The following is a 23,760-nucleotide window of genomic DNA, read 5'->3' as shown; positions in this document are numbered from 1 at the left end:
ATAACGCCATGACCGACCACATCGTCCGCTCCTACGACACCGATCTCGAAGGCATCCGCCGCAGTCTTGCCGAAATGGGCGGCATGGCCGAGCGCATGCTGGGCGACTCCACCGTGGCGCTGGTGCGCCGCGACACCGGCCTCGCCCAGAAGATCATCACCGCCGACCAGCGCCTCGACAACCTGCAGCGGGACGTCGAAGAGAAGGCGGTGCTGACCATCGCCCGGCGCCAGCCGCTCGCGAACGACCTGCGCGAACTGATCTCGGCGATCCGCATCGCGGCCGACATCGAACGCGTCGGCGATCTCGCCAAGAACATCGCCAAGCGCGCCGTCGCCATCGCCGGCCAGTTCCAGCCGCCGCACCGCGCCGTGGTCGGGCTCGAGCACATCAGCCGCCTGGTGCAGGCGCAACTCAAGGACGTGCTCGACGCCTACGCCGCAGGCAACGAGCAGAAGGCGCTCGAGGTCTGGCGCCGCGACGACGAGATCGACGCGCTCTACACCTCGCTGTTCCGCGAACTCCTGACCTACATGATGGAGGATCCGCGCAACATCACCTTCTGCACGCATCTCCTGTTCTGCGCGAAGAACATCGAGCGCATCGGCGACCACACCACCAACATCGCCGAGACGATCCATTACCTCATCACCGGCGACTCGCTCGACGTGAACCGGCCGAAGCTCGACACGACCAATATCGAAGTCGAGGCGGTCACGGGCAGCTGAGGCGAGGCAAGGAATCATGGCCGCACGCATCCTGATCGTCGAGGACGAGGAGCCGCTGACCCTGCTGCTGCGCTACAATCTCGAAGCCGAGGGCTTCGAGGTGGACAGCGTGGCGCGCGGGGACGATGCGGAGCTTCATCTGCGCGACCACACCCCCGATCTCGTGCTGCTCGACTGGATGCTGCCGGGCCTCTCGGGGATCGAGCTTTGCCGCCGGCTGCGGTCGCGACGCGACACCGAGCGCGTGCCGATCATCATGCTGACCGCGCGTGGCGAGGAGACCGAGCGCGTGCGCGGGCTCGCGACCGGCGCCGACGACTATGTGGTGAAGCCCTTTTCGTTGCCGGAGCTGATCGCGCGCATCCAGGCGCTGCTGCGCCGCGCCAAGCCGGGCCATGTCGCGGGACTGCTTGCCGCCGGCGACCTCGAACTCGACCGCACCACACGGCGCGTCCGCCGCGCCGGCAGCGAGCTGCATCTCGGCCCGACCGAGTTCAGGCTGCTGGAGTTCCTGATGCAGGCGCCCGGCCGCGTCTATTCGCGCGCCCAACTGCTCGACGCCGTCTGGGGCCGCGACGTCTATATCGACGAGCGCACCGTCGACGTCCATGTCGGCCGGCTGCGCAAGGCGATCACGCCCGCCAATACCAAGGACCCGCTGCGCACCGTGCGCGGCGCCGGCTACGCCTTCGACGAGACTTTTGCGCGCAGCTGAGCGGCGCTCCAGCTCTCCTCTTCATCGCGACTGGCGATGAACCTTGCCTGCTCGCTCGCGTTGACCCCGAAGGTCAGCGCGAGCCAGAGGAGGTCGCCATGAGCAAGATGCGCCCATCCCGCCGGCCAGTCGAAGCGACAAGGGCCCGGGCGAGCCGGATCATGCCGGGCACGATATGCGCAGCGCTAGGAGGTGGCGAGCGCCGCCCGAGCCAGCATGACCAGCAGGGCAACACCCGCATCAACACGAGCCATCAGGGTCTCCAGCAGGATCGTTGAGGAGGCTGCCCCATGCTGGCCTCGACGAAGGCGCCGCGAAGCATCCGGCACGGCGGCCGGGCTCGTCCCATGAGAATGCGGAGAAGCCGGCGGACATCCGCAAGCCGCCTGCCGACGACGAAACCCGGCAGGTTCGCGTTTTCGGGCGGTGGTGGCGAGCGCGACAGCCATCGCTCGCATGATCCGGCCCGCAAGGGTGGCGGCCCCGCGAGAAGCCCCCTACAGGACGATCCCTGAAGGGGCCGGCAGGAGCCTCAGCCCTCTCGGTAGAAGAGGCGGCGCAAGCTGTGCTTGGCCGCTTCCAGCGTCCTGCGCCGCTCGGCCGGCAGGTTCCGGCCGGCGCGGTTGATGTAGAAAGTCAGCATCGACATCGCCGAGCGATAGGGGCTCGACTTGCGGAGCCGGCTGTGTTCAGCCGACCGCTTCAGCGAACGTGCGATCCGTCGCGGATCGCCCTGCTTGAACACCGCCTTCTCAAGATCGAGCGCGTTGCTCCGGGTGGTGATATCGGCCGACCACCTGCGTTTGTGGGCAGTCATGGCGTCCTCCTGTCGGTCAGGCGTTTGGCCCGCCCTCGATGTCACCGGCCCAGGTCAGTGCGGTCTCGTACTCCTCCGGCTTGAAGGTGCGGACGGTCACGAAGGGGATCGCTGGGTTGAGCAGGTCGACGAAGGCGGCAAGCCAGCCCCTGTCGGTGATCACCGCCTCGCGCGGGAAGCGCTGCAGCTCCCAGAGCTTGCCGAGGCTGTAGCGCGCATCCTTCCAGGCGGCAGCCAGGGTCATATCGGTGAAATCGGTGAGGTCGGCGAGGATGCCGACCTTCTCGTGTCGCGCGAGCTTCGCCTCGATATCGGCCATGATCCCATCGAGATCGTCACTGGTCAGCGTCTGCGACAGGCGGTAGGCGCCGACATGGTCCGGGGCAGGCAGAATGGTGAACATGGCTCCTCCTTGCTCCAGACAACGCGGGGCAAGAGCGGAAGTTTCGCCCGATGATCAGGCCGCTGCGGGCGCACGGGTGGCGGCGTCGAACCGGGCCGCTTCGGCGCGCAGCCAGCCGACGAATTCATCGAGGCCGGGGCGTTGCGGCTGGCCAACCGGGAGGGTGAGCCAACAGCCCGTCGCACTGGTGAAGCCGAGGCCGAGCGGGTTGATAAGCGCGCCGGAAGCCAGCTCGTCGGCGACATAGCAGCGCGGCATCAGAGCGACGCCCAGCCCGGCGACGGCGGCGCTGGTGATCACGGAATAGTAGCCGTAACGCACGGTGTGCTCGGGCACCGCGCCGCGCAGGTCGTGGGCCTCGGTGAACTCGGCCCAGAAGGTCGGCATCTGGTAGTGCTGCAGCAGCGTCATCTTCTGGATATCGGCGGCACGACGAAAGCCGCCCATGCGCTCGACCAGGCTCGGCGCGGCGACGAGGGCAACGTCGCGGCCGAAGAGGTAATGCGCCTCCTTGCCGGGCCAGGGCGGGACGCCATGGGCAATGTCGAGATCGGGCTCCTCGGTCTCGCTCTCGCTGACATAGTTGGTGAACTGGACGTCGACGCCGGGATGCGCCGCAGCGAAGGCCGGAAAGCGCGACATCAGCCAGCGCTCGCCGACGATGGCGACCATGTGCAGGCGGATCGGCCGGGCAATGGCGCTGCGCTCGGCGAGGCGCCGGGCGCCCCGCTCCATCTGCTCCAGCGCGGCTTCGGCATAGGGCAGATAGATCGCGCCGGCCTCGGTGAGCTTGAGGCCGAGCGGGCTGCGGTCGAACAGCACGGCACCGAGATGGTGTTCCAGCGACAGGATCTGCTTGGAGACGGCACTCTGCGTCAGGTTGACGACCAGGGCGGCGCGGGCGGTCGAGCCCAGCCTTGCAACCGTGGTGAAAGCTCGCAAAGCGGTCGATGACGGAGGAGGCCGGCCGGCGGCCATGGGGTATTCCTTTTTGGACTATCGCTGCGGAGATCGTTTCGTTTGCCGGGCTTTCGGTCAAGAGGCCATTCTTCCCTAACGGGAGGACAAGCTCATGAACCAGACGACGCGCCTGTGGGGTGGACGCTTCCGCAAGCCGCCCGATCCGCGGCTGATGAAGCTGTCGAGCGCGGCCGGTGAGCACGCGAGGCTGGTGCCGCAGGATGTTGCGGGCGGCAAGGCGCATGCGGCCGAACTCGGACGCGCCGGGCTGCTGACGGCGCAGGAGCTCCAGACCATCCTGACCGCGCTCGACGCGATCGCGCGGGACACGGTCGAGGGGCGGATCACGCCCGGCCCGCAGGACGAGGATGTCCATACCTTCATCGAGCGCATCCTGACCGAGCGGATCGGCTCGACGGGCGCCAAGCTCCGGGCAGGGCGCTCGCGCAACGACCAGGCCGCGAACAATCTCAAGCTCTATCTGCGCGCGAAGTCGCGCTCGCTCGCGGCGATGCTGGCGGAACTCCTGACCGCGATCGCCGATCAGGCCGAGCTGCATGCGGCCTCGGTCAGCCCCGGCTTCACCCATCTCCAGAGCGCCCAGCCGGTCACCTTCGGCCATTGGCTGATGGCGCATGGCCAGGTGCTGATGCGCGACGCCTCGCGCCTGACCGACTGGGAAAAGCGCTCCGGCCAGTCCCCGCTCGGGGCGGCGGCGCTTGCAGGCTCGGCGATCACGCTCAATCCCGAGCTCAGCGCCAAGGCACTCGGCTATGACGAGCCGTTCGAGAACTCGGTCGACGCGGTCGGCGCGCGCGACCATGTCGCGGAATTCCTGTTCGTCGCGGCGATGCTGACGACCAACCTGTCGCGGCTCGCCGAGGAGGTGACGCTGTGGGCTTCCAGGCAATTCGCCTGGGTGACGCTGGACGATGCCTTCGCCACCGGCTCCTCGATCATGCCGCAGAAGAAGAACCCGGACATCGCGGAAATCTCGCGCGGCCGGGCGGCGCGGCTGACCGGCGACCTCGTCGCCATGCTCGGCGCATTGAAGGGGCTGCCGCTTTCCTATAACCGCGACCTCGCCGAGGACAAGCGCGCCGCCTTCGACGCAGTCGACGTGCTGGAAGAGGTGCTGCCGGCCTTCGCCGGGCTGATCGCCAGCATGAGCGCCGACGCCGAGACGATGCGCGCCCAGGCCGGTTCCGGCTTTGCGCTGGCGACCGAGGTGGCAGATCATCTCGCCCGCAACGGCGTGCCTTTCGCCGAGGCGCATGAGATCACGGGGGCGCTGGTGCGCTATTGCGAGGAACTGGGCCGGGAGCTTGAATCGCTCGACGCCGTCGATCTCAGGGCGGTCGATCCGCGGCTCGATGCCGGGGTCCTCGACCATCTGACGCTCGATGCCGCGGTCGCTGCGCGCAGCGGCCATGGCGGCACGGCGCCCGACCGCGTGCGCGAACAGATCGACCGCTTCCGCGGCAAGCTCGCCGCCCTCGAAACCTGGAGCCGGGAGACGGGCCAATGAGCGTCGCCACTTCGCCGATCAGCAGCCGGGATCTCGCCCAGGTCTCGCATCTGAGAATCGTGCCGCGGCGCTTCTATGGGCGCTGGGTCGCGGCCGCGGCGATCGTCGCCATCCTCGTCTGGCTGGTCATGGCCTTTGTCGAGGGCGACATCGCCTGGCCGGTGGTCCGGCAGTTCTTCACCGCGCCGGCGATCATCGCGGGCCTCGGCAACACGCTGATCATGACGGTCTGCGCGATGACGCTCGGCGTCGTGCTCGGCGTGATCTTCGCCATCATGTACATGTCGCCGAACCCGGTGCTGCGCGGCGTGGCGCTGTTCTACATCTGGTTCTTCCGCGGCACGCCGCTGCTGCTGCAGCTCCTGATCTGGTTCAACCTGGCGCTGGTCTTCCCGACCATCGGCATCCCCGGCCTGTTCTCCTGGCGCACGATCGACATCATCGGGCCGTTCATGGCGACGCTGCTCGGGCTCGGCATGAACCAGGGCGCCTACACTGCCGAGGTGGTGCGCGGCGGTATCCTCTCCGTCGACCAGGGCCAGACCGAGGCCGCCAAGGCGATCGGCATGACGCGGCTGACGACGCTGCGCCGGATCGTGCTGCCGCAGGCGATGCGTGTCATCATCCCGCCGGTCGGCAACGAGGTGATCAGCATGGTCAAGCTGACCTCGGTGGCGAGCGTGATCCAGTACGCCGAGATCCTGCGCAACGCGCAGACGATCTACTACGCCAATGCCCGCGTCATCGAGCTGCTGATCGTCGCTGCCGGCTGGTATCTGCTCGTGGTGACGCTGCTGCAGATCGGCCAGTATTTCCTCGAACGCCACTTCTCCAAGGGGCGGGTCGGGCGGCGCGCCAAGCGCACCGCGGTTCAGGAGGAGCCCGCATGAACGCGGTGGCGAACACGGCCGTGGCCGATAGTGCGATCGTTGCAATCGCGAACGTCAGCAAGTTCTTCGGCGACCTGAAGGCGCTGAACGATGTCTCGCTCTCGATCGAGCCCGGCATGGTCCAGTGCATCATCGGGCCGTCGGGCTCGGGCAAGTCGACGCTGCTGCGCTGCATCAACCAGCTCGAGAAGATCGACCAGGGCGCGATCCGCGTCGATGGCGAGCTGATCGGCTATCGCCGCGTGGGCAATGAGCTGCATGAGCTGACCGATCCGGAGATCGCGCGCCAGCGCCTCGTCACCGGCATGGTCTTCCAGCGCTTCAACCTGTTCAACCACATGACGGCGCTGCAGAACATCATCGAGGGGCCGCTCACCGTCCTGAAGCGTCCGCGCAAGGAGATCGTCGCCGAAGCGACGGCACTGCTGGAGCGCGTCGGTCTTGCCGACAAGCGCGACGCCTATCCGAGCGAGCTCTCAGGCGGGCAGCAGCAGCGCATCGCCATTGCCCGCGCCCTGGCGATGAAGCCGAAGCTGATGCTGTTCGACGAGCCGACCTCGGCGCTTGACCCCGAACTCGTCGGCGAGGTGCTCAACGTGATGCGCGATCTGGCGGCCTCCGGCATGACCATGATCGTGGTCACGCATGAGCTCGGCTTCGCCCGCGAGGTGGCCAACGACGTCGTCTTCATGGACAAGGGCGAGATCGTCGAGCAGGGTCCGCCGCAGACCGTTCTCGTTGCGCCGAAACAGGCGCGCACGCGCGACTTCATCGCCGCCGTCCTGAAGTGACGATGGCGCAAACAGTTCACAACCGGGAGAGAACCATGCTTCGTTTGACCATCGCCGCGGCCTTGCTCGCCGGCACAGCGCTTGCCGCGCAGGCCCAGGCCCTGCCGGACCGCGTCAAGACCGCCGGCAAGATCGTGATCGCGACCCAGCCGAACTATCCACCGATCGCCTACAAGGACGTCGCGACCAACCAGCTCGCCGGCTTCGACATCGAGCTGGGCGAGGCCATCGCCAAGGAGCTCGGCGTCAAGGTCGAGTGGCAGGAGACCGCCTTCGCCCAGATGCTGCCCTCGCTGCAGACCGGCCGCGTCGATGCGGTGATGGCCGGCATGAGCGACCTGCCGGCGCGGCGCGAGAGCGCCGATTTCGTCGACTACATGGATTCCGGCGCGCAGTTCTACACGGTCACGGCCTTCGCCGACACGATCAAGACCCCGGAAGACCTCTGCGGCAAGAGCGTCGGCGCCAGCCGCGCGACCAACTGGCCGCGCCAGATCGGCGAATGGAGCGAGGCGAATTGCGTCGCCAAGGGCAAGCCGGCGATCAACGTGGTCGGCACCGAAGGCTCGGTCGACGCCCGCACCCAGCTCAAGACGCAGCGCCTGCAGGGCGGCGTCCAGGGCAGCGAGACGATGAGCCACTTCCAGAAGCTGGAGCCGAACACCTACATCCCGCTCGGCAAGCCCTTCACCCATTCGCTCGCCGGCATCCCCTTCGCCAAGACGGCGGAAGGCACGCAGCTGCGCGACGCCGTCAAGGGCGCGCTCGACCGGCTGCAGGCGAACGGCACCTATGACGCGCTGATCCAGAAGTACGGCCTCGCCAACAGCGCGATCAAGCCGATCACCCTGAACAAGGGCGAGTGAGCGGACTTACCCGCTCGGCGCGATTGATCGTCACCCCGGCCGGGCCATGCCCGCGCCGGGGTAATTTTTGGGCGGGTATCCCGGAGACGGGGCAGCGGGGCGGAGCCGCATGGGGTTGCGATGGTCGCGGGGCTGCCTTAACCCGGTCTGGACTTCCTCGGATCGCCACCGCCCGCCGCCATGACAGCCTCGATCACCGACCGCTATGCCGCCCTGGTCGAGGCGGGCGCCATCGAGCGCGATCCGGCGCAGGTGACGGCGCTGAAGAAGCTCGAGGCTCTGACCGCGACGCTTGCCGCCCGCCGCCTGGCGCGCAAGGGCAGCGCGCTGGGCTGGCTCTTCGGCAAGAAGCCGGACACGGCGCAGGCGCCGAAGGGGCTCTACATCTGGGGCTCGGTCGGCCGCGGCAAGACCATGCTGATGGACATGTTCTTCGAGGCCGCGCCGGTGAAGCGCAAGCGCCGCGTGCATTTCCACGAGTTCCTCGCCGACGTCCACCGCCGCATCAACGCCTATCGCCAGAAGATCAAGAGCGGCGAGGTCAAGGATTCCGATCCGATCGCGCCGGTTGCGGCCGATCTCGCGGACGAAGCCTACCTGCTCTGCTTCGACGAGTTCACCGTGACCGACATCGCGGACGCGATGATCCTCGGGCGGCTGTTCACGGCGCTGTTCGCCGCCGGGGTCGTCGTTGTGGCGACGTCGAATGTCGAGCCGTCCCGGCTCTATGAGGGCGGGCTCAACCGGGCGCTGTTCCTGCCGTTCATCCAGCTGCTGCAGACCAAGGTCGAGGTCCTCAAGCTCGACGCCCGCACCGATTTCCGGCTGGAGAAGCTCGGCGGCGCGCCGGTCTACCATGTCCCCGCCGATGCGAAGGCCAGGGCCGCTCTCGATGCGGCCTTCAAGGCGCTCTCGGGCGTGGCGCGAGGGCACCGGGCAGTCCYCCCCGTGCAAGGCCACGAACTCGTCCTGCCGCAGGCGGCGGGCGGCGTTGCCCGGGCCGGCTTCGGCGATCTCTGCAGCCAGGCCTACGGCGCCTCGGATTACATCGCGCTGGCGCAGCGCTTCCACACGCTGGTGCTCGACGACATTCCGATCCTCAATCTCGACCGGCGCAACGAGGCCAAGCGCTTCATCATACTGATCGACACGCTCTACGAGCACCATGTGAAGCTCGTGGCCTCGGCGGCGGCCGAGCCGCATGAACTCTATCACGCCAAGCAGGGGCGCGAGGCCTTCGAGTTCGACCGCACGGTCTCGCGGCTGATCGAGATGCGCTCGGAGGATTATCTGGCCCTGCCGCATGGCAGGCCGGATTCGACGGCGAGCGGCGACACCACCGGGCTGGTCGAGACGTGAGTTTCGTCGTCGGCGATAGGGAGGTGATCATCCCGGGCGAGCTGCGGCGCAGTGCCGACCGGGGGGCCATGCCTGAACCTCGCTCGGCAGCGCTCCGGCATGGATCCCGGGTCAAGCCCGGGATGACGGCGCGTTTCCTTGCGAACCCAAAACCGGGGAGCCGCTGACCCATGCCGCAGCGCGAGCCGAGCGAGACCCGCATCCTTTCGGTCGCCAGCGAGCATCTGCGCAAGTTCGGGCTGAAGCGCTTCACCGTCGTCGCCGTGGCGGAAGAGGCGGGCATGACGCATGCCAATGTCTACCGCTACTTTCCCTCCCGCGTGGCGTTGATCGACGCGGTGGTCGACGTCTGGCTGAAGGCGACCGAGCGAAAGCTCGCCGATATCGCCGATGGTCCGGACCCGGCCGACGATAAACTCGAACGGCTGATCCTGGCGCTGGCCAAGGCCAACCGCGACCTGTTGCAGGAAGACCCGCATCTCTTCGCGGCGCTGTCGCTTGCCGTCGCCAAGCGCCATGCCATCAGCCGGCGCAACCGCACGCGGGTGAGGGCCCTGTTCGAGCGCGTCGTCGACGAGGGGGTCGCAACGGGCGTCTTCGAGCCGCGCGACCKCGAGCGCGCGGTCGCGTTCGTGATCGACGCGACGAACCGCTTCATCCACCCCGCCTCGCTGGCGCTGGAAGCGGACGTGCCGCAGGCCTCGGTGGATACGCGGCTGTCGACCCTGATCCGGGTGATCCTGCGGGTGCTCGGCAGCGGTATCGTGTGAATAATCTGGTTACGAATTACAATATAAGTAAGTTGTAACTTTCCTCCTTCGTCCCAAACGGAACCGAGCGCGCGAAGCCTTCGTCGATAAGTCGTTGAAAAATCGAGCTTGGCGCAGCGCCATCGCCCGATCTGCGCTCAATGCCCGAGAAAAGCCGCTTTTCGGGCAAGGGTTGCAGCAAAAGCCCGGTTTGGGCCAAAGGAACGCACGCTTCGGCCGGGCCACCGGCCTGTCGCTGAGCCAAGGCATTGTGGATGTCGAAGCCGGCAGCTGCCGGTGTCGATGGTAGCGCCAGAAACAAAAGGACTAGGCAATGGCCCGTAAGAAGATCGCCCTCATCGGCTCCGGTCAGATCGGCGGCACGCTCGCCCACCTCGCCGGCCTCAAGGAACTGGGGGACGTCGTCCTGTTCGACATCGCCGAGGGCATCCCGCAGGGCAAGGGCCTCGACATCGCCGAGTCCGCTCCGGTCGACGGCTTTGATGCCGGCTACAAGGGCACGAACTCCTATGAGGACATCAAGGGCGCCGACGTCGTGATCGTCACCGCCGGCGTGCCGCGCAAGCCCGGCATGAGCCGCGACGACCTGATCGGCATCAACCTCAAGGTGATGAAGTCGGTCGGCGAGGGCATCAAGCAGTACGCGCCGAAGGCTTTCGTGATCTGCATCACCAACCCGCTCGACGCCATGGTCTGGGCACTCCAGAAGTTCTCGGGCATCAAGCCGAACATGATCTGCGGCATGGCCGGCGTGCTCGACTCCGCCCGCTTCCGCCACTTCCTCGCCGAGGAATTCCAGGTTTCGGTCAAGGACGTCTCGGCCTTCGTGCTCGGCGGCCATGGCGACGACATGGTGCCGCTGGTCCGCTACTCCGGCGTCGCCGGCATCCCGCTGCCGGACCTCGTCAAGATGAAGTGGACGACGCAGGAGAAGCTGGACGCCATCGTCGAGCGCACCCGCAAGGGCGGCGGCGAGATCGTCAACCTGCTCAAGACCGGCTCGGCCTTCTATGCGCCGGCGGCTTCCGCCATCGCGATGGCGGAGAGCTATCTCAAGGACCAGAAGCGCGTCCTGCCGGCCGCCGCCTATCTCAAGGGTCAGTACGGCGTGAAGGACATGTTCGTCGGCGTGCCGGTGGTCATCGGCGCCAAGGGTGTCGAGCGGGTCGTGAAGATCCGCCTCAATGGCGCCGAGAAGGAGATGCTGGCGAAGTCGGTCGCCTCGGTGCAGGGCCTGGTCGACGCCTGCAAGGGCGTCGACGCATCGCTGGCTGGCTAAGGCGAGCGATGCGCCGGGCGCAGGCACATAAGAAGCAGGCTATCGGGGGACGGCTGCGGCCGTCACCCGAGATGCAGCACCTTCTTGACCAGGTGGGTGAAGGAGCCGCGGCTCTTCTTGCGCTCGACGTCGGCCTGGCTTCTGAGCCAGGTCATCTGGACGACGCGCCGCTCGCCGACGAAGGATGTGTGCCCGTGCCAGGAGTTGTCCGCGCGACGGAACGCGAAGAGCGAGCCGGTGACCGGGCTGATCTCCTCCTTCATGTTCTCGAAGTCGGTGCCGTTGTAGAGCACCCGCAGGCGTCCGGCGGGCGAGTCCTGCCAGGCGTCGTTGAGGTACACGAGCAGGGTCGCGATCTTCGACTCGCTGTCGGTATGGATGCGTCCATCCTTCGCGGCGGAGATCTTGCGGATCGTGATCATCTTCGGCTTGTCGACGAGGTCGATGTCGAGCTTCTCGGAGACGATCTCGGACATCTCGCGGCCCTTCATCTCCTCGAGGAGTTTCGCGAAGGCGCCGTGCCGCTTGAGGTCTTCCTCGGGATGGTAGCCCGACTCGCGGATGTCGGGGAAATCGCTGCGCAAGCTGTCGACAGCCCCCGGCAAGATGACGTTGCCGGCCACCAAGTAGTTGTAGGGTTCTCGCTCGGTCCGCGCCGAGCGAACGGAATCGATGTTGATGCAGGAATACGACATCGGCATAGGTTGATCCTCCAATCAGATCTTCAGTCTGATTGTTCCGTCCTATCATCGAAATCCTTGCCCGTGCAATCGGCCGCGAGGGCCGCTCGCGCCGGGGTTTCGCCGTCTTGCAGATGGGGTACGGTGCCCGGTTCCGGCCCTTCTTTTTCCAAAGCCCAGTCAGGAGCTACCGGATGAACATCCACGAATACCAGGGCAAAGCCATTCTCAAGGAATTCGGCGCGCCCGTCTCGGCCGGCTTCCCGGCGCTCACGGTGGCGGAGGCGGTCGAGGCCGCCAGGAAGCTGCCGGGTCCGCTTTACGTCGTGAAGTCGCAGATCCACGCCGGCGGCCGCGGCAAGGGCAAGTTCAAGGAACTGCCCGCCGAGGCCAAGGGCGGCGTGCGCCTCGCCAAGTCGGTCGAGGAGGTCGAAACCTTCGCCAGGGAGATGCTCGGCAACACGCTCGTGACCGTGCAGACCGGCCCGGCCGGCAAGCAGGTCAACCGCCTCTATATCGAGGACGGCTCGGACATCGAGAAGGAGTTCTACCTCTCGGCGCTGGTCGACCGCGAGACCTCGCGCATCGCCTTCGTCGTCTCGACCGAGGGCGGCATGGACATCGAGGCCGTCGCCCACGACACGCCTGAGAAGATCCTGACCTTCTCGGTCGATCCCGCCACCGGCATCATGCCGCACCACGGCCGCACCGTCGCCAAGGCGCTGGGGCTGACCGGCGACCTCGCCAAGCAGGCCGGCACGGTTCTGACCCAGATCTACAACGCCTTCGTCGCCAAGGACATGGCGATGCTCGAGATCAACCCGCTGATCGTGACCACGCAGGGTCAGATCAAGTGCCTCGACGCGAAGGTGAACTTCGATTCCAACTCGCTCTACCGCCACCCGGACGTCGTCGCGCTGCGCGACGAGACCGAGGAGGACGCCAAGGAGATCGAGGCCTCGAAGTACGACCTCGCCTATATCGCGCTCGACGGCACGATCGGCTGCATGGTCAACGGCGCCGGCCTCGCCATGGCGACGCTCGACATCATCCAGCTCTACGGCGAAAGCCCGGCGAACTTCCTCGACGTCGGCGGCGGCGCCTCGGAAGAGAAGGTGACGGCTGCGTTCAAGATCATCACCGCCGACCCGAAGGTGCAGGGCATCCTCGTCAACATCTTCGGCGGCATCATGAAGTGCGACGTCATCGCCCGCGGCGTGATCGCGGCGGTGAAGGCCGTCGGTCTCAAGGTTCCGCTGGTCGTCCGCCTCGAAGGCACGAATGTCGAGGAAGGCAAGACGATCATCCGCGAGTCCGGCCTCAACGTCATCCCCGCCGACGACCTCGACGACGCCGCGCAGAAGATCGTCGCAGCGGTCAAGAAGGCCTGAGGAGCAGACATGTCCATCCTGATCGACAAGAACACCAAGGTCATCACCCAGGGCTTCACCGGCAAGAACGGGACCTTCCACTCCGAGCAGGCGATCGCCTACGGCACGATCATGGTCGGCGGCACCTCGCCGGGGAAGGGCGGCTCGGTCCATCTCGGCCTGCCCGTCTTCGACACGGTCGCCGAAGCCAAGGAGAAGACTGGCGCCACCGCCTCCGTCGTCTACGTTCCGCCTCCGGGCGCCGCGGACGCGATCTGCGAGGCGATCGACGCCGAGATCCCGCTGATCATCTGCATCACCGAGGGCATCCCGGTGCTCGACATGGTCAGGGTCAAGCGCTCGCTCTCGGGCTCGAAGTCGCGGCTGATCGGGCCGAACTGCCCGGGCGTCGTCACGGCAGGCGAGTCGAAGATCGGCATCATGCCGGCCAACATCTTCAAGCCCGGCTCGGTCGGCATCGTCTCGCGGTCGGGCACGCTGACCTATGAGGCGGTGTTCCAGACCACCCGCGAGGGCCTCGGCCAGACCACTGCGGTCGGCATCGGCGGCGACCCGGTCAAGGGCACCGAGTTCATCGACATGCTCGAGATGTTCCTGGCCGACGACAAGACCGAGTCGATCGTCATGATCGGCGAGATCGGCGGCTCGGCCGAGGAGGACGCGGCGCAGTTCATCAAGGACGAGGCCAAGCGCGGCCGCAAGAAGCCGATGGTCGGCTTCATCGCCGGCCGCACGGCTCCTCCGGGCCGTCGCATGGGCCATGCCGGCGCGATCATCTCGGGCGGCAAGGGCGGCGCCGAAGACAAGATCGCGGCCATGGAAGCGGCCGGCATCCGGGTCTCGCCCTCGCCGGCGCGCCTTGGAAAGACCTTGGTCGAGGTGTTGAAGGGCTGAGGCGCCCTGCGCGCATGATGGCCGGCCTGGAGCCGGCCATCGCGTGCCACCAAATCCCAGGAAATGCCCGGGCCAGCCTCGGGCATGACGACAGATTGCAGATGCCCGGGGGCAGGCTCCGGGCATGACAGGTTGAACAGGATGTCCGGGCAAGGGTCCGGACATGTCGCAAGCGGCGAAGGAAGGCAGGAGCATCATGGCTCGCCAGGATATCAACGAGGCTCTCGCGCAGACCGGGTTCCTCTACGGCGGCAACGCGGCTTACATCGAGGATCTCTACGCCCGCTACGAGGCCGATCCGAAGTCGGTCGACGAGCAGTGGCAGAGCTTCTTCGGGGCGCTGCAGGACGACAAGCAGTCGGTGCTGGAGAACGCCAAGGGCGCCTCCTGGAAGAAGCCGAACTGGCCGGTGGTCGCCAATGGCGAGCTGATCTCGGCGCTCGACGGCAACTGGGCCGTGGTCGAGAAGGTCGTCTCCGACAAGCTGGGCGCCAAGGCCAAGGCCGCCGGAACGGCGCTCTCGCCGGCCGATGTCCAGCAGGCGACCCGCGATTCCGTGCGCGCGATCATGCTGATCCGCGCCTACCGCATGCGCGGCCATCTCCATGCCAAGCTCGACCCGCTCGGCATCGAGAGCCGCAACGACCCCGAGGAGCTGTCACCCGCGGCCTTCGGCTTCGGCGAAGCCGATCTCGACCGCAAGATCTTCATCGACAACGTGCTCGGCATGGAGTTCGCCACCGTCCGCGAGATGGTCGCGATCCTGCAGCGGACCTATTGCGGCACGGTCGGCATTGAGTTCATGCACATCTCCGACCCCGAGCAGAAGGCCTGGCTGCAGGAGCGCATCGAGGGGCCGGACAAGGAGATCGCCTTCACCCGCGAGGGCAAGCGCGCGATCGTCAACAAGCTCGTCGAGACCGAAGGCTTCGAGAAGTTCCTCGATCTGAAGTTCACCGGTACCAAGCGCTTCGGCCTGGATGGCGGCGAGGCGCTGGTTCCGGCGCTGGAGCAGATCATCAAGCGCGGCGGCGCGCTCGGCGTGCGCGACATCGTCTTCGGCATGGCCCATCGCGGCCGCCTCAACGTGCTCACCCAGGTGCTGGGCAAGCCGCATCGCGCGCTGTTCCACGAGTTCAAGGGCGGCTCCTTCGCGCCTGACGACGTCGAGGGCTCGGGCGACGTGAAGTACCATCTCGGTGCTTCCAGCGATCGCGAATTCGACGGCAACAACGTCCATGTCTCGCTGACCGCCAACCCCTCGCATCTCGAGATCGTCGACCCCGTCGTGCTCGGCAAGGTGCGCGCCAAGCAGGACCAGTTCGGCGACATCGTCGAGCGCTCCAAGGTGCTGCCGCTGCTGATCCACGGCGATGCCGCCTTCGCCGGCCAGGGCGTCGTGGCGGAGTGCCTCGGCCTCTCCGGGCTGAAGGGGCACCGCACCGGCGGCTCGCTGCATTTCATCATCAACAACCAGATCGGCTTCACCACCTATCCGCGCTATTCGCGCTCCTCGCCCTATCCGTCCGACGTGGCGAAGATGGTCGAGGCGCCGGTGTTCCATGTGAACGGCGACGATCCGGAGGCGGTCGTGTTCGCCGCCAAGGTTGCGATCGAGTTCCGGCAGAAGTTCCACAAGCCGGTCGTGATCGACATGTTCTGCTATCGCCGCTTCGGCCACAACGAAGGCGACGAGCCGGGCTTCACCCAGCCGCTGATGTACCGCAAGATCCGCGGCCACAAGACGACGCTGGAGCTCTATGGCGCCAAGCTCGAAGCCGAAGGCGTGGTCGCCGCCGGCGAGCTCGACGAGATGCGCGCGGCCTGGAAGGCCAAGCTCGAGGTCGAGTTCGACGCAGGGCAAGCCTTCAAGCCGAACAAGGCTGACTGGCTCGACGGCCGCTGGGCCGGCATGAAGGCGATCCGCGCCGATGAGGACGATCCGCGCCGCGGTGCCACTGGCGTGCCGGCAGCGACGCTGAAGGAGATCACCGAGAAGATCACGGCGGTTCCGGCCGGCTTCAACGTGCACCGCACGATCCAGCGCTTCCTCGACAACCGCAAGAAGGCGGTCGAGGCGGGCGAGGGCATCGACTGGGCGACCGCCGAGGCGCTGGCCTTCGGCTCGCTGCTGCTCGACGGCAACCCCGTCCGTCTCTCCGGCCAGGATTGCGAGCGCGGCACCTTCTCGCAGCGCCATTCCGTCCTGATCGACCAGGAGACCGAGGCGCGCCACACCTCGCTGAACAATATCCGCGAGGGGCAGGCCCGCTACGAGGTCATCAACTCGATGCTTTCGGAAGAGGCGGTGCTCGGCTTCGAATACGGCTACACCCTGTCGGAGCCGAACGCTCTGACGATGTGGGAGGCGCAGTTCGGCGACTTCGCCAACGGTGCGCAGGTCGTGTTCGACCAGTTCATCTCCTCGGGTGAGCGCAAGTGGCTGCGCATGTCCGGCCTCGTCTGCCTGCTGCCGCATGGCTATGAGGGGCAGGGTCCGGAGCACTCCTCCGCCCGGCTCGAGCGCTTCCTGCAGATGTGCGCCGAGGACAACATGCAGGTCGCGAACTGCTCGACGCCGGCGAGCTACTTCCACATCCTGCGCCGGCAGCTGAAGCGCGACTTCCGCAAGCCGCTGATCCTGATGACGCCGAAGTCGCTGCTGCGCCACAAGCGCTGCGTCTCCGACCTGAGCGAACTGGCCGAAGGCTCGACCTTCCACCGCGTGCTGCACGACGATGCCGAGCGCGGCAAGTCGACCACCAAGCTGGTCAAGGACGCGAAGATCCGCCGCGTCGTGCTCTGCACCGGCAAGGTCTATTACGATCTGCTGGAGGAGCGCGAGAAGCGGGGTGTCGACGACGTCTACCTGATGCGCGTCGAGCAGCTCTATCCGTTCCCGCTGAAGACGCTGGCGCAGGAGCTGGCGCGCTTCAAGGCCGCGGATGTGGTCTGGTGCCAGGAGGAGCCGAAGAACATGGGCTCCTGGACCTTCGTCGAGCCCTATCTCGAATGGGTGCTGGGCCATGCCGGCTCCAAGTCGAAGCGGCCGCGCTACGTCGGCCGTCCGGCCTCGGCCGCGACCGCGACCGGCCTGATGTCGAAGCACACCGCGCAGCTCAACGCCTTCCTCGACGAGGCCTTCGCGGCCTGATCAACCTCCCGGCGACACCGCTTCGGTGTTGCCGGGTTCGATGCCGCATCGGCGCCTGAAGGCCGCTCCCGGGCTTCAGCCGATGCCAAACCGACCGCCAGAGAACGAGACAACAGAGGCCTGACATGGCGACCGAAATCCGCGTACCTACCCTCGGCGAATCCGTTTCCGAGGCCACGATCGGCAAGTGGTTCAAGAAGCCGGGCGAGGCGGTGAAGGCCGACGAGCCTCTCGTCGAGCTGGAAACCGACAAGGTGACGCTCGAGGTCAACGCCCCGGCCGCGGGCGTGCTCGGCGAGATCGTCGCCAAGGAAGGCGAGACGGTCGGCGTCAACGCGCTGCTCGGCTCGATTGCCGATGGCGGTGCTGCCGCCGCTGCGGCGCCCGCTCCGAAGGCGGAGGCCAAGCCCGCCGCTGCTGCTCCGGCCGCCGAGGCCCCGAAGGCGGCTGCGACCAAGGCCGCGGATTCCGGCCCGGCCGTGGCGCGCCTCGCCGCCGAGAGCGGCATCAACGCCTCGTCGGTCCCGGCTTCGGGCAAGGACGGCCGCGTGACCAAGGGCGACATGCTCGCCGCGATCGCAACCGGCGTCAGCGCTGCGCCTGCGGCGGCGGCTCCGGTGCAGGTCCGCGCTCCGTCGGCGCCGGACGACGCCTCCCGCGAAGAGCGCGTCAAGATGACGAAGCTGCGCCAGACCATCGCGCGCCGCCTCAAGGAGGCCCAGTCCAACGCAGCGATGCTGACGACCTTCAACGAGGTCGACATGACCAACGTCATGGCGCTGCGCAACCAGTACAAGGACGTGTTCGAGAAGAAGCACGGCGTGAAGCTCGGCTTCATGGGCTTCTTCGTGAAGGCCTGCGTCCAGGCGCTGAAGGAGATCCCGGCGGTCAATGCCGAGATCGACGGCACCGACATCATCTACAAGAACTACTACCATATCGGCGTCGCGGTCGGCACCGAGAAGGGCCTGGTCGTTCCTGTGGTGCGCGATGCGGACGCGCTTTCGATCGCCGGCGTCGAGAAGAAGATCGGCGAGTTCGGCAAGAAGGCCCGTGACGGCCAGCTCAAGATCGAGGAGATGCAGGGCGGCACCTTCACGATCTCGAACGGCGGCGTCTATGGCTCGCTGATGTCGACCCCGATCCTGAACGCGCCGCAGTCGGCGATCCTGGGCATGCACAAGATCCAGGAGCGTCCGGTCGTGGTCGGCGGCAAGATCGAGATCCGCCCGATGATGTATCTGGCCGTCAGCTACGACCACCGCATCATCGACGGCAAGGAAGCCGTGACCTTCCTCGTCCGCATCAAGGAAGGCCTGGAGGATCCGGCGCGCCTCGTGCTCGATCTCTGAGACACCAGACCCGCGGCTGCGGGACAGGAGGAGACAGGCCATGGCTTTTCAACCGAATGTCCCGCCGCTGCAACCGCACCTTTGCGTGAAGGGCGGCAAGGCGGCGATCGCCTTCTACGAGAAGGCGTTCGGCGCAACCTGCACCTTCATGCAGGCGGCCGAGGATGGCGAGCGCGTGATGCACGCCAATCTCGCCCTCTTCGGCAGCGAGATCCTGCTGCATGACGAGTTTCCGGAGTTCGGCGGCCACATCATGGCGCCGTCGAGCCTGAAGGGCACGGGCGTCGCCATCAACATCAACCTGCCCACGCCGGCCGATGTCGACGCTGCCCTCGCGAAAGCCGAGGCCGCTGGCGCCGACGTGTTCATGCCGGCGAGCGACGTGTTCTGGGGCGCCCGCTATGGCCGCCTGCGCGATCCCTTCGGCCATGTCTGGGCCTTCAACGCGCCGTTGTAGCCGATACTGAGCGGCCGCGCCACCGCCCGGATTGGCCTGGGCCGAACAAGCTGTCATCCTCCTCCTCGCTGGATCGTCAAGCGCCCCGTCGAACGCGGAGTGACGATCTATCTCTTTGTCTGGCAGCGGATTCTTCGGACAAGGTGGAAGCCGCTTTTCGGTCCGATGCCGCAGCTGGAGTGAGCCATGACCGCATTGCCCATGACGACTGAAATCACCGTTCTCGGCTGGAGCGTGCTGCTCCTGCTGATCCAGATCGTCCTGCAGGCCGGCACCTCGGCCGATCTCGGACCGGGCTATCTGGTCAGCCCGCGCGACGAGCCGCGCGAACCGAATATCGTCTCGCGGCGTCTCAAGCGGGCACTCGACAATCTGCTCGAAACCTCACTCCGGGCTCGGCCTATTTCACGACCATCGCCGAGAAGGGATGGACATAGGCCTGCAGCATCACGAAGCCGCCGACCAGGCTCGCCAGCACGATCGAGTGCCAGAAGACGAAGCGCAGGATCACGCCCTCATGGCCGAACCAGCCGGTTGCCGTGGACGCGACGACGATCGATTGGGCGTCGATCATCTTGCCCATCACGCCACCGGAGGAGTTCGCCGCGCCCATCAGGATCGGCGAGAGGCCGAGCTGCTCCGAGGTGACCCTCTGGAGATTGCCGAAGAGCACGTTCGAGGCGGTGTCGGAGCCCGTCAGCGCGACGCCGAGCCAACCGAGCATCGTGCCGAAGAAGGGATACAGCACCCCCGTTCCGGCGAAGGCGAGGCCAAGCGTGGCGTCGATGCCCGAAAGCCGCGTCAGGGTGCCGATCGCCAGCATCGCGGCGATGGTGATCAGCGAGTAGGCGCAGAGTTTCAGCGTCCTGCCATAAACCTGCGCCATCTTCAGCGGACCGAAGCCGAGGGCGAAGCCCGAGATGACCGCAGCGATCAGCATGCCCGAGCCGGTATAGGAGAGCCAGGTGAAGGAGAAGACGGCTCCTTCAGGTGTCGGCCTGGCCGCGACGGGCGCGACCTTGTTGATCATGTTGTGCAGATCGGGAACGGCATAGTTCCACGTCGCCCAGGGGTTGACCGCGTTCTTGAACCAGCCCGTGCCCCAGATCAGCAGGATGACGCAGACGATGATCCAGGGCGTCAGCGCCATCCAGACCTGCGACGAGCTTGGCCTGGTCGTGGCAGCGGGCGGGACAAGGCTCCCGTCGTCGGAGATGTCGTGGCCGCGCAGCTTCGGCGAGGTCCAGACCTCCCTCGGCTTCCAGACCTGGAGGAAGCCGATCAGACAGGCCATGGAGATCAGCGAAGCGCCGATATCGACGATCCAGGGATTGACGTAGTTCGAGATCAGGAACTGCGGCACGGCGAAGGAGATGCCGGTGACGAGGACTGCCGGCCAGATCTGCAGCATGCCGCGCCAGCCGGCGAAGACGCAGATCAGCCAGAACGGCACCAGCACCGAGAAGAACGGGAGCTGCCGCCCGACCATGGCGCCGAGCAGGAAGGGATCGATGCCGGTGACCTGGCTCAGGCCCTGGATCGGCGTGCCGAGCGCGCCATAGGCCACGGGTGCCGTATTGGCGATGAGCGAAAGGCCCGAGGCCGCCAGCGGCGAGAAGCCGAGGCCGATCAGGATCGCCCCGGTGACCGCGACCGGCGTGCCGAAGCCGGATGCGCCCTCGAAGAAGGCGCCGAAGGCGAAGGCGATCAGCAGCAGCTGGATGCGCCGGTCATCGGTGACGCCGCCGATCGTGGTCTGCAGGGTCTTGAAGGCGCCTTTCTCGACCGTCAGCCGGTAGAGGAAGATGACGTTGAGAACGATCCAGCCGATCGGGAAGAAGCCGGTGACGGCACCGAGCAGGGTGGCGCGCAGCGACATGCCGGCCGGCATGGTGAAGATGAAGATCGCGACGAGATTGGCGACGATGAGCGCGATGACGGCGGCGATATGCGCCTTGACGGCATTGGATGCGATGAGACCGAGCAGAACGACGACGGGTAGCGCGGCCGCGAGCGTCGACAGGACGCTGTTGCCGAATGGATCATAGACCTGATTCCACATGACGGCGTGCCCCTCCAGCGGGCTGATCTGCAGAGATTTCAGCGAATGGCGTTTCGTCCTTTTGTTGTGTTCGGCGCAGTAAGCGCCGCTCCCTGAGCCGCGGCAAGCACCGCGGCTGCGGTCAACACAGGAATGCCGTAGCGCTAGGCGCAGAACCGATGTATGCCGGCCGCCATCTGCCGCGGCCTTCGCCCGCGGTCTTCAGCCGATCAGCGGAAGGACGTCATGGCCTACGATCTCGTCGTCATCGGAACCGGCCCCGGGGGCTATGTCTGCGCCATTCGCGCCGCCCAGCTCGGCCTCAAGGTCGCCGTTGTCGAGAAACGCAAGACGCATGGCGGCACCTGCCTGAACGTCGGCTGCATTCCGTCCAAGGCGCTGCTGCACGCCTCCGAGATGTTCGAGGAAGCCGGCCACACCTTCGAGAAGCTCGGCGTCGTCGTCGGCACGCCCAAGCTCGACCTCAAGGCGATGATGGCGCACAAGCAGGAGACCATCGACGCCAACGTCAACGGCGTCGGTTTCCTGCTCAAGAAGAACAAGATCGACGCCTTCCACGGCACGGCCTCGATCCCGGCCGCCGGCAAGGTCGTCGTCACCGCCGAGGACGGCAAGGCTCAGGAGCTCGAGACCAAGAACATCGTCATCGCGACGGGTTCGGAATCGGCGCCGCTGCCGGGCGTCGAGATCGACGAGAAGACGGTGGTCACCTCGACCGGCGCGCTCGAGATCGGCGCGGTTCCGAAGGAACTCGTCGTGGTCGGCGCCGGCGTGATCGGCCTCGAGATCGGCTCGGTCTGGAGCCGTCTCGGCGCCAAGGTCACCGTCGTAGAGTTCCTTGACCGCATCCTGCCCGGCATGGATGGCGAGGTCGCCAAGCAGTTCCAGCGCATCCTGGAGAAGCAGGGCTTCACCTTCCAGCTGGGCTCCAAGGTCACCAAGGTCGACGTGGCCAAGACGGGCGGCGCGACCGTCACCGTCGAGCCTGCCGCCGGGGGCGAGGCCAGGACGCTCAACGCCGACATCGTGCTGGTTGCGATCGGCCGCCGTCCGAACACCGACGGCCTCGGCCTCGACCAGGCGGGCGTCGCGACCGACCGGGGGCGCGTCGTCATCGACGACCACTTCAAGACCAATGTCGCGGGCATCTATGCCATCGGCGACGTGGTGCGCGGGCCGATGCTGGCGCACAAGGCCGAGGATGAGGGCGTCGCGGTCGCCGAGATCATCGCCGGCAAGGCGGGCCATGTGAACTACGACGCCATTCCGGGCATCGTCTACACCGCCCCCGAAGTCGCCGCGATCGGCAAGACCGAGGAAGAGCTCAAGGCTGCCGGCGTCGCCTACAAGATCGGCAAGTTCCCGTTCACGGCGAACGGCCGCGCCCGCGCCATCCGCCACACCGACGGCTTCGTGAAGGTGCTGGCCGATGCGGCGACCGACCGCGTGCTCGGCTGCCACATCATCGGCCCGCATGCCGGCGACCTGATCGCCGAAGTGACGGTGCTGATGGAGTTCGGCGGCTCGTCGGAAGACCTCGCCCGCACCTGCCATGCGCATCCGACGCTGGCCGAGGCCGTGAAGGAAGCCGCGATGGCGGTGGAGAAGCGCCAGATCCATATGTGATCGACGCGTCTGCGTCATTCTCGGGCGAAGCATCGCTTCGACCCGAGAATCTCGTGACGAGAGAGAACACTGGTTTCCGAGATGGTCGGCTCAAGGCCGACCATGACGGCTGGAAACAATTATCCCCGCCAGGCGTGGAACGCCGTCAGCGTGTTCTTGAGCAGGCAGGCGATGGTCATCGGGCCGACGCCGCCGGGGACCGGGGTGATGGCGCCCGCGACCTTCACCGCGTCAGTGAAGTCGACATCGCCGGTCAGCTTGCCGTCGGGCAGGCGATTGATGCCGACATCGATCACGGTGGCGCCGGGCTTGATCCAGTCGCCCTTGATCATGCGCGGGCGGCCGACCGCCGCGACGACGATGTCGGCGCGGCTGATGACGCCGGGGAGGTCGCGCGTGCGCGAATGGGCGATGGTGACGGTGCAGTCGGCCTGGAGCAGCAACTGCGCGACCGGACGGCCGACCAGCTCCGAGCGGCCGATCACCACGGCGTCGAGCCCGGACAGCGACGGCAGCGTCTGCCTCAGCAGGAGCATGCAGCCGAGCGGCGTGCAGGGCACCAGCCCGTTCTTGCCGCCGGCGAGCAGGCCGGCATTGATCGGGTGCAGCCCGTCGACATCCTTGGCGGGATCGATGGCGTCGATGATGCGGCCGGTGTCGATATGCTTGGGCAGCGGCAGCTGGACGAGGATGCCATCGACGCCGTCGTCGGCGTTCAGCTCGGCCAGTTTGGCGAGCAATTCCGCTTCGCTCGTCTCAGCCGGCAGCCGGTGGGCCACCGAGTTCATGCCGACTTCGACGGCGAGCTTTTCCTTCGACGCGACATAGACCTTGCTCGCCGGATCCTCGCCGACGAGGACGACATGGAGGCCCGGCACGAGTCCGCTGATCGCCTTGATCGCTGCTACCTCGCGGCCGATCTCGGCCCTGAGCGCGGCGGCGGCGGCTTTGCCGTCGATGATGCGGGCTTCGCCGGTCATGGTCCGACCTCGTTCTTGGTGATGACGCCGCCGTCATGCGCGATCCGGCCGCCCCGGA

At 66.8% G+C, this 23,760-nt stretch carries 22 protein-coding genes; 16 read left to right on the top strand and 6 right to left on the bottom strand.

Annotated features, from left to right (window positions below; translation table 11 throughout):
• The first annotated feature begins 8 nt into the window (after positions 1–8).
• The 3 genes from phoU (at position 9) to AB4Z10_RS24405 (ending at position 1,721) form a co-directional block, all read left to right on the top strand.
• A complete protein-coding gene (gene phoU, locus AB4Z10_RS24415) occupies positions 9–728 on the top strand; it encodes a phosphate signaling complex protein PhoU (RefSeq protein ID WP_441472998.1) in 720 nt (239 codons plus the stop codon).
• 16 nt (positions 729–744) lie between these two features.
• Positions 745–1,443 carry a phosphate regulon transcriptional regulator PhoB gene (phoB, locus tag AB4Z10_RS24410; RefSeq protein WP_265050013.1) on the top strand — a complete coding sequence of 233 codons (699 nt, stop codon included), beginning with the start codon at positions 745–747 and terminating at the stop codon, positions 1,441–1,443.
• Positions 1,444–1,541: 98 nt separating this feature from the next.
• Positions 1,542–1,721 (top strand): hypothetical protein, encoded by a 180-nt coding sequence (locus AB4Z10_RS24405; protein WP_441472997.1) that lies wholly within the window; start codon positions 1,542–1,544, stop codon positions 1,719–1,721.
• A 254-nt stretch (positions 1,722–1,975) separates the two neighbouring features.
• Here the strand turns inward: AB4Z10_RS24405 and AB4Z10_RS24400 are convergent, their stop codons facing one another.
• Genes AB4Z10_RS24400 through AB4Z10_RS24390 form a run of 3 tightly spaced genes read right to left on the bottom strand, consistent with a single transcriptional unit; the run spans position 1,976 to position 3,641 of the window.
• Positions 1,976–2,260 carry a DUF3175 domain-containing protein gene (locus AB4Z10_RS24400; protein WP_441472996.1) on the bottom strand — a complete coding sequence of 95 codons (285 nt, stop codon included), beginning with the start codon at positions 2,258–2,260 and terminating at the stop codon, positions 1,976–1,978.
• Positions 2,261–2,276: 16 nt separating this feature from the next.
• Entirely contained in the window at positions 2,277–2,663 is a 387-nt protein-coding gene (locus AB4Z10_RS24395) for a SpoIIAA family protein (protein WP_441472995.1), read from the bottom strand.
• Between the two features lie 54 nt (positions 2,664–2,717).
• Complete coding sequence (locus AB4Z10_RS24390; RefSeq protein ID WP_441472994.1) at positions 2,718–3,641, bottom strand: LysR family transcriptional regulator; 924 nt, start codon at positions 3,639–3,641, stop codon at positions 2,718–2,720.
• A gap of 94 nt (positions 3,642–3,735) precedes the next feature.
• Here AB4Z10_RS24390 and argH point away from each other — a divergent pair, with 94 nt between their 5' ends.
• The 7 genes from argH to mdh all read left to right on the top strand — a co-directional run bounded on the left by argH (position 3,736) and on the right by mdh (position 11,106).
• A complete protein-coding gene (gene argH / locus AB4Z10_RS24385; RefSeq protein ID WP_441472993.1) occupies positions 3,736–5,151 on the top strand; it encodes an argininosuccinate lyase in 1,416 nt (471 codons plus the stop codon).
• Positions 5,148–6,041 carry an amino acid ABC transporter permease gene (locus AB4Z10_RS24380; protein ID WP_441472992.1) on the top strand — a complete coding sequence of 298 codons (894 nt, stop codon included), beginning with the start codon at positions 5,148–5,150 and terminating at the stop codon, positions 6,039–6,041. Before argH ends, AB4Z10_RS24380 begins: the two co-directional genes overlap by 4 nt.
• Positions 6,038–6,832: an amino acid ABC transporter ATP-binding protein gene (locus AB4Z10_RS24375; protein ID WP_441472991.1), complete on the top strand. Its 795-nt coding sequence runs from the start codon at positions 6,038–6,040 to the stop codon at positions 6,830–6,832. Before AB4Z10_RS24380 ends, AB4Z10_RS24375 begins: the two co-directional genes overlap by 4 nt.
• A 35-nt stretch (positions 6,833–6,867) precedes the next feature.
• Positions 6,868–7,698: an ABC transporter substrate-binding protein gene (locus AB4Z10_RS24370; RefSeq protein WP_441472990.1), complete on the top strand. Its 831-nt coding sequence runs from the start codon at positions 6,868–6,870 to the stop codon at positions 7,696–7,698.
• A 180-nt stretch (positions 7,699–7,878) separates the two neighbouring features.
• A complete protein-coding gene (gene zapE / locus AB4Z10_RS24365) occupies positions 7,879–9,057 on the top strand; it encodes a cell division protein ZapE (protein WP_441472989.1) in 1,179 nt (392 codons plus the stop codon).
• A 170-nt stretch (positions 9,058–9,227) separates the two neighbouring features.
• The gene (locus AB4Z10_RS24360; RefSeq protein WP_441472988.1) at positions 9,228–9,827 is read left to right on the top strand and encodes a TetR/AcrR family transcriptional regulator; all 600 of its coding nucleotides are present in this window, start codon (positions 9,228–9,230) and stop codon (positions 9,825–9,827) included.
• A 313-nt stretch (positions 9,828–10,140) separates the two neighbouring features.
• Positions 10,141–11,106 carry a malate dehydrogenase gene (gene mdh / locus AB4Z10_RS24355; RefSeq protein WP_441472987.1) on the top strand — a complete coding sequence of 322 codons (966 nt, stop codon included), beginning with the start codon at positions 10,141–10,143 and terminating at the stop codon, positions 11,104–11,106.
• A 62-nt stretch (positions 11,107–11,168) separates the two neighbouring features.
• Here the strand turns inward: mdh and AB4Z10_RS24350 are convergent, their stop codons facing one another.
• Complete coding sequence (locus AB4Z10_RS24350) at positions 11,169–11,807, bottom strand: 2OG-Fe(II) oxygenase (RefSeq protein ID WP_441472986.1); 639 nt, start codon at positions 11,805–11,807, stop codon at positions 11,169–11,171.
• Positions 11,808–11,980: 173 nt separating this feature from the next.
• Here AB4Z10_RS24350 and sucC point away from each other — a divergent pair, with 173 nt between their 5' ends.
• The 5 genes from sucC (at position 11,981) to AB4Z10_RS24325 (ending at position 19,034) form a co-directional block, all read left to right on the top strand.
• Positions 11,981–13,177 (top strand): ADP-forming succinate--CoA ligase subunit beta, encoded by a 1,197-nt coding sequence (gene sucC, locus AB4Z10_RS24345; protein WP_441472985.1) that lies wholly within the window; start codon positions 11,981–11,983, stop codon positions 13,175–13,177.
• 9 nt (positions 13,178–13,186) lie between these two features.
• Complete coding sequence (sucD, locus tag AB4Z10_RS24340; RefSeq protein ID WP_441472984.1) at positions 13,187–14,071, top strand: succinate--CoA ligase subunit alpha; 885 nt, start codon at positions 13,187–13,189, stop codon at positions 14,069–14,071.
• A 196-nt stretch (positions 14,072–14,267) separates the two neighbouring features.
• Entirely contained in the window at positions 14,268–17,225 is a 2,958-nt protein-coding gene (locus tag AB4Z10_RS24335; RefSeq protein WP_441472983.1) for a 2-oxoglutarate dehydrogenase E1 component, read from the top strand.
• 125 nt (positions 17,226–17,350) lie between these two features.
• Positions 17,351–18,577 carry a 2-oxoglutarate dehydrogenase complex dihydrolipoyllysine-residue succinyltransferase gene (gene odhB / locus AB4Z10_RS24330; RefSeq protein WP_441472982.1) on the top strand — a complete coding sequence of 409 codons (1,227 nt, stop codon included), beginning with the start codon at positions 17,351–17,353 and terminating at the stop codon, positions 18,575–18,577.
• Positions 18,578–18,617: 40 nt separating this feature from the next.
• Positions 18,618–19,034: a VOC family protein gene (locus AB4Z10_RS24325; RefSeq protein WP_441472981.1), complete on the top strand. Its 417-nt coding sequence runs from the start codon at positions 18,618–18,620 to the stop codon at positions 19,032–19,034.
• Between the two features lie 400 nt (positions 19,035–19,434).
• Here the strand turns inward: AB4Z10_RS24325 and AB4Z10_RS24320 are convergent, their stop codons facing one another.
• Positions 19,435–21,096, bottom strand: a complete 1,662-nt coding sequence (locus tag AB4Z10_RS24320) for an L-lactate permease (protein ID WP_441472980.1) — start codon at positions 21,094–21,096, stop codon at positions 19,435–19,437.
• A gap of 225 nt (positions 21,097–21,321) precedes the next feature.
• Between AB4Z10_RS24320 and lpdA the strand changes: the two genes are divergently transcribed.
• The gene (gene lpdA / locus AB4Z10_RS24315) at positions 21,322–22,722 is read left to right on the top strand and encodes a dihydrolipoyl dehydrogenase (RefSeq protein ID WP_441472979.1); all 1,401 of its coding nucleotides are present in this window, start codon (positions 21,322–21,324) and stop codon (positions 22,720–22,722) included.
• A gap of 119 nt (positions 22,723–22,841) precedes the next feature.
• Here lpdA and folD read toward each other — a convergent pair whose 3' ends face one another.
• Positions 22,842–23,702 (bottom strand): bifunctional methylenetetrahydrofolate dehydrogenase/methenyltetrahydrofolate cyclohydrolase FolD, encoded by an 861-nt coding sequence (gene folD / locus AB4Z10_RS24310; protein ID WP_441472978.1) that lies wholly within the window; start codon positions 23,700–23,702, stop codon positions 22,842–22,844.
• Positions 23,703–23,760: the final 58 nt, after the last annotated feature.

Origin of the sequence: Allobosea sp. RAF48 (assembly GCF_052114025.1) — a bacterium.
Taxonomy (GTDB): domain Bacteria; phylum Pseudomonadota; class Alphaproteobacteria; order Rhizobiales; family Beijerinckiaceae; genus Allobosea.
The sequence above is the reverse complement of the archived record's forward strand: the minus strand, read 5'-3'. Positions and strand labels throughout refer to the sequence as shown.

Excerpts from the sequence above, each read along its gene's own strand:
- odhB (WP_441472982.1), top strand. The coding sequence starts at position 17,351 with ATGGCGACCGAAATCCGCGTACCTACCCTCGGCGAATCCGTTTCCGAG.
- sucC (WP_441472985.1), top strand. The coding sequence starts at position 11,981 with ATGAACATCCACGAATACCAGGGCAAAGCCATTCTCAAGGAATTCGGC.
- argH (WP_441472993.1), top strand. The coding sequence starts at position 3,736 with ATGAACCAGACGACGCGCCTGTGGGGTGGACGCTTCCGCAAGCCGCCC.
- AB4Z10_RS24400 (WP_441472996.1), bottom strand. The coding sequence starts at position 2,260 with ATGACTGCCCACAAACGCAGGTGGTCGGCCGATATCACCACCCGGAGC.
- AB4Z10_RS24375 (WP_441472991.1), top strand. The coding sequence starts at position 6,038 with ATGAACGCGGTGGCGAACACGGCCGTGGCCGATAGTGCGATCGTTGCA.
- AB4Z10_RS24395 (WP_441472995.1), bottom strand. The coding sequence starts at position 2,663 with ATGTTCACCATTCTGCCTGCCCCGGACCATGTCGGCGCCTACCGCCTG.
- mdh (WP_441472987.1), top strand. The coding sequence starts at position 10,141 with ATGGCCCGTAAGAAGATCGCCCTCATCGGCTCCGGTCAGATCGGCGGC.
- AB4Z10_RS24405 (WP_441472997.1), top strand. The coding sequence starts at position 1,542 with ATGAGCAAGATGCGCCCATCCCGCCGGCCAGTCGAAGCGACAAGGGCC.
- AB4Z10_RS24335 (WP_441472983.1), top strand. The coding sequence starts at position 14,268 with ATGGCTCGCCAGGATATCAACGAGGCTCTCGCGCAGACCGGGTTCCTC.
- sucD (WP_441472984.1), top strand. The coding sequence starts at position 13,187 with ATGTCCATCCTGATCGACAAGAACACCAAGGTCATCACCCAGGGCTTC.
- lpdA (WP_441472979.1), top strand. The coding sequence starts at position 21,322 with ATGGCCTACGATCTCGTCGTCATCGGAACCGGCCCCGGGGGCTATGTC.
- phoU (WP_441472998.1), top strand. The coding sequence starts at position 9 with ATGACCGACCACATCGTCCGCTCCTACGACACCGATCTCGAAGGCATC.
- AB4Z10_RS24370 (WP_441472990.1), top strand. The coding sequence starts at position 6,868 with ATGCTTCGTTTGACCATCGCCGCGGCCTTGCTCGCCGGCACAGCGCTT.
- AB4Z10_RS24320 (WP_441472980.1), bottom strand. The coding sequence starts at position 21,096 with ATGTGGAATCAGGTCTATGATCCATTCGGCAACAGCGTCCTGTCGACG.
- AB4Z10_RS24350 (WP_441472986.1), bottom strand. The coding sequence starts at position 11,807 with ATGCCGATGTCGTATTCCTGCATCAACATCGATTCCGTTCGCTCGGCG.
- AB4Z10_RS24325 (WP_441472981.1), top strand. The coding sequence starts at position 18,618 with ATGGCTTTTCAACCGAATGTCCCGCCGCTGCAACCGCACCTTTGCGTG.
- AB4Z10_RS24380 (WP_441472992.1), top strand. The coding sequence starts at position 5,148 with ATGAGCGTCGCCACTTCGCCGATCAGCAGCCGGGATCTCGCCCAGGTC.
- folD (WP_441472978.1), bottom strand. The coding sequence starts at position 23,702 with ATGACCGGCGAAGCCCGCATCATCGACGGCAAAGCCGCCGCCGCCGCG.
- AB4Z10_RS24390 (WP_441472994.1), bottom strand. The coding sequence starts at position 3,641 with ATGGCCGCCGGCCGGCCTCCTCCGTCATCGACCGCTTTGCGAGCTTTC.
- phoB (WP_265050013.1), top strand. The coding sequence starts at position 745 with ATGGCCGCACGCATCCTGATCGTCGAGGACGAGGAGCCGCTGACCCTG.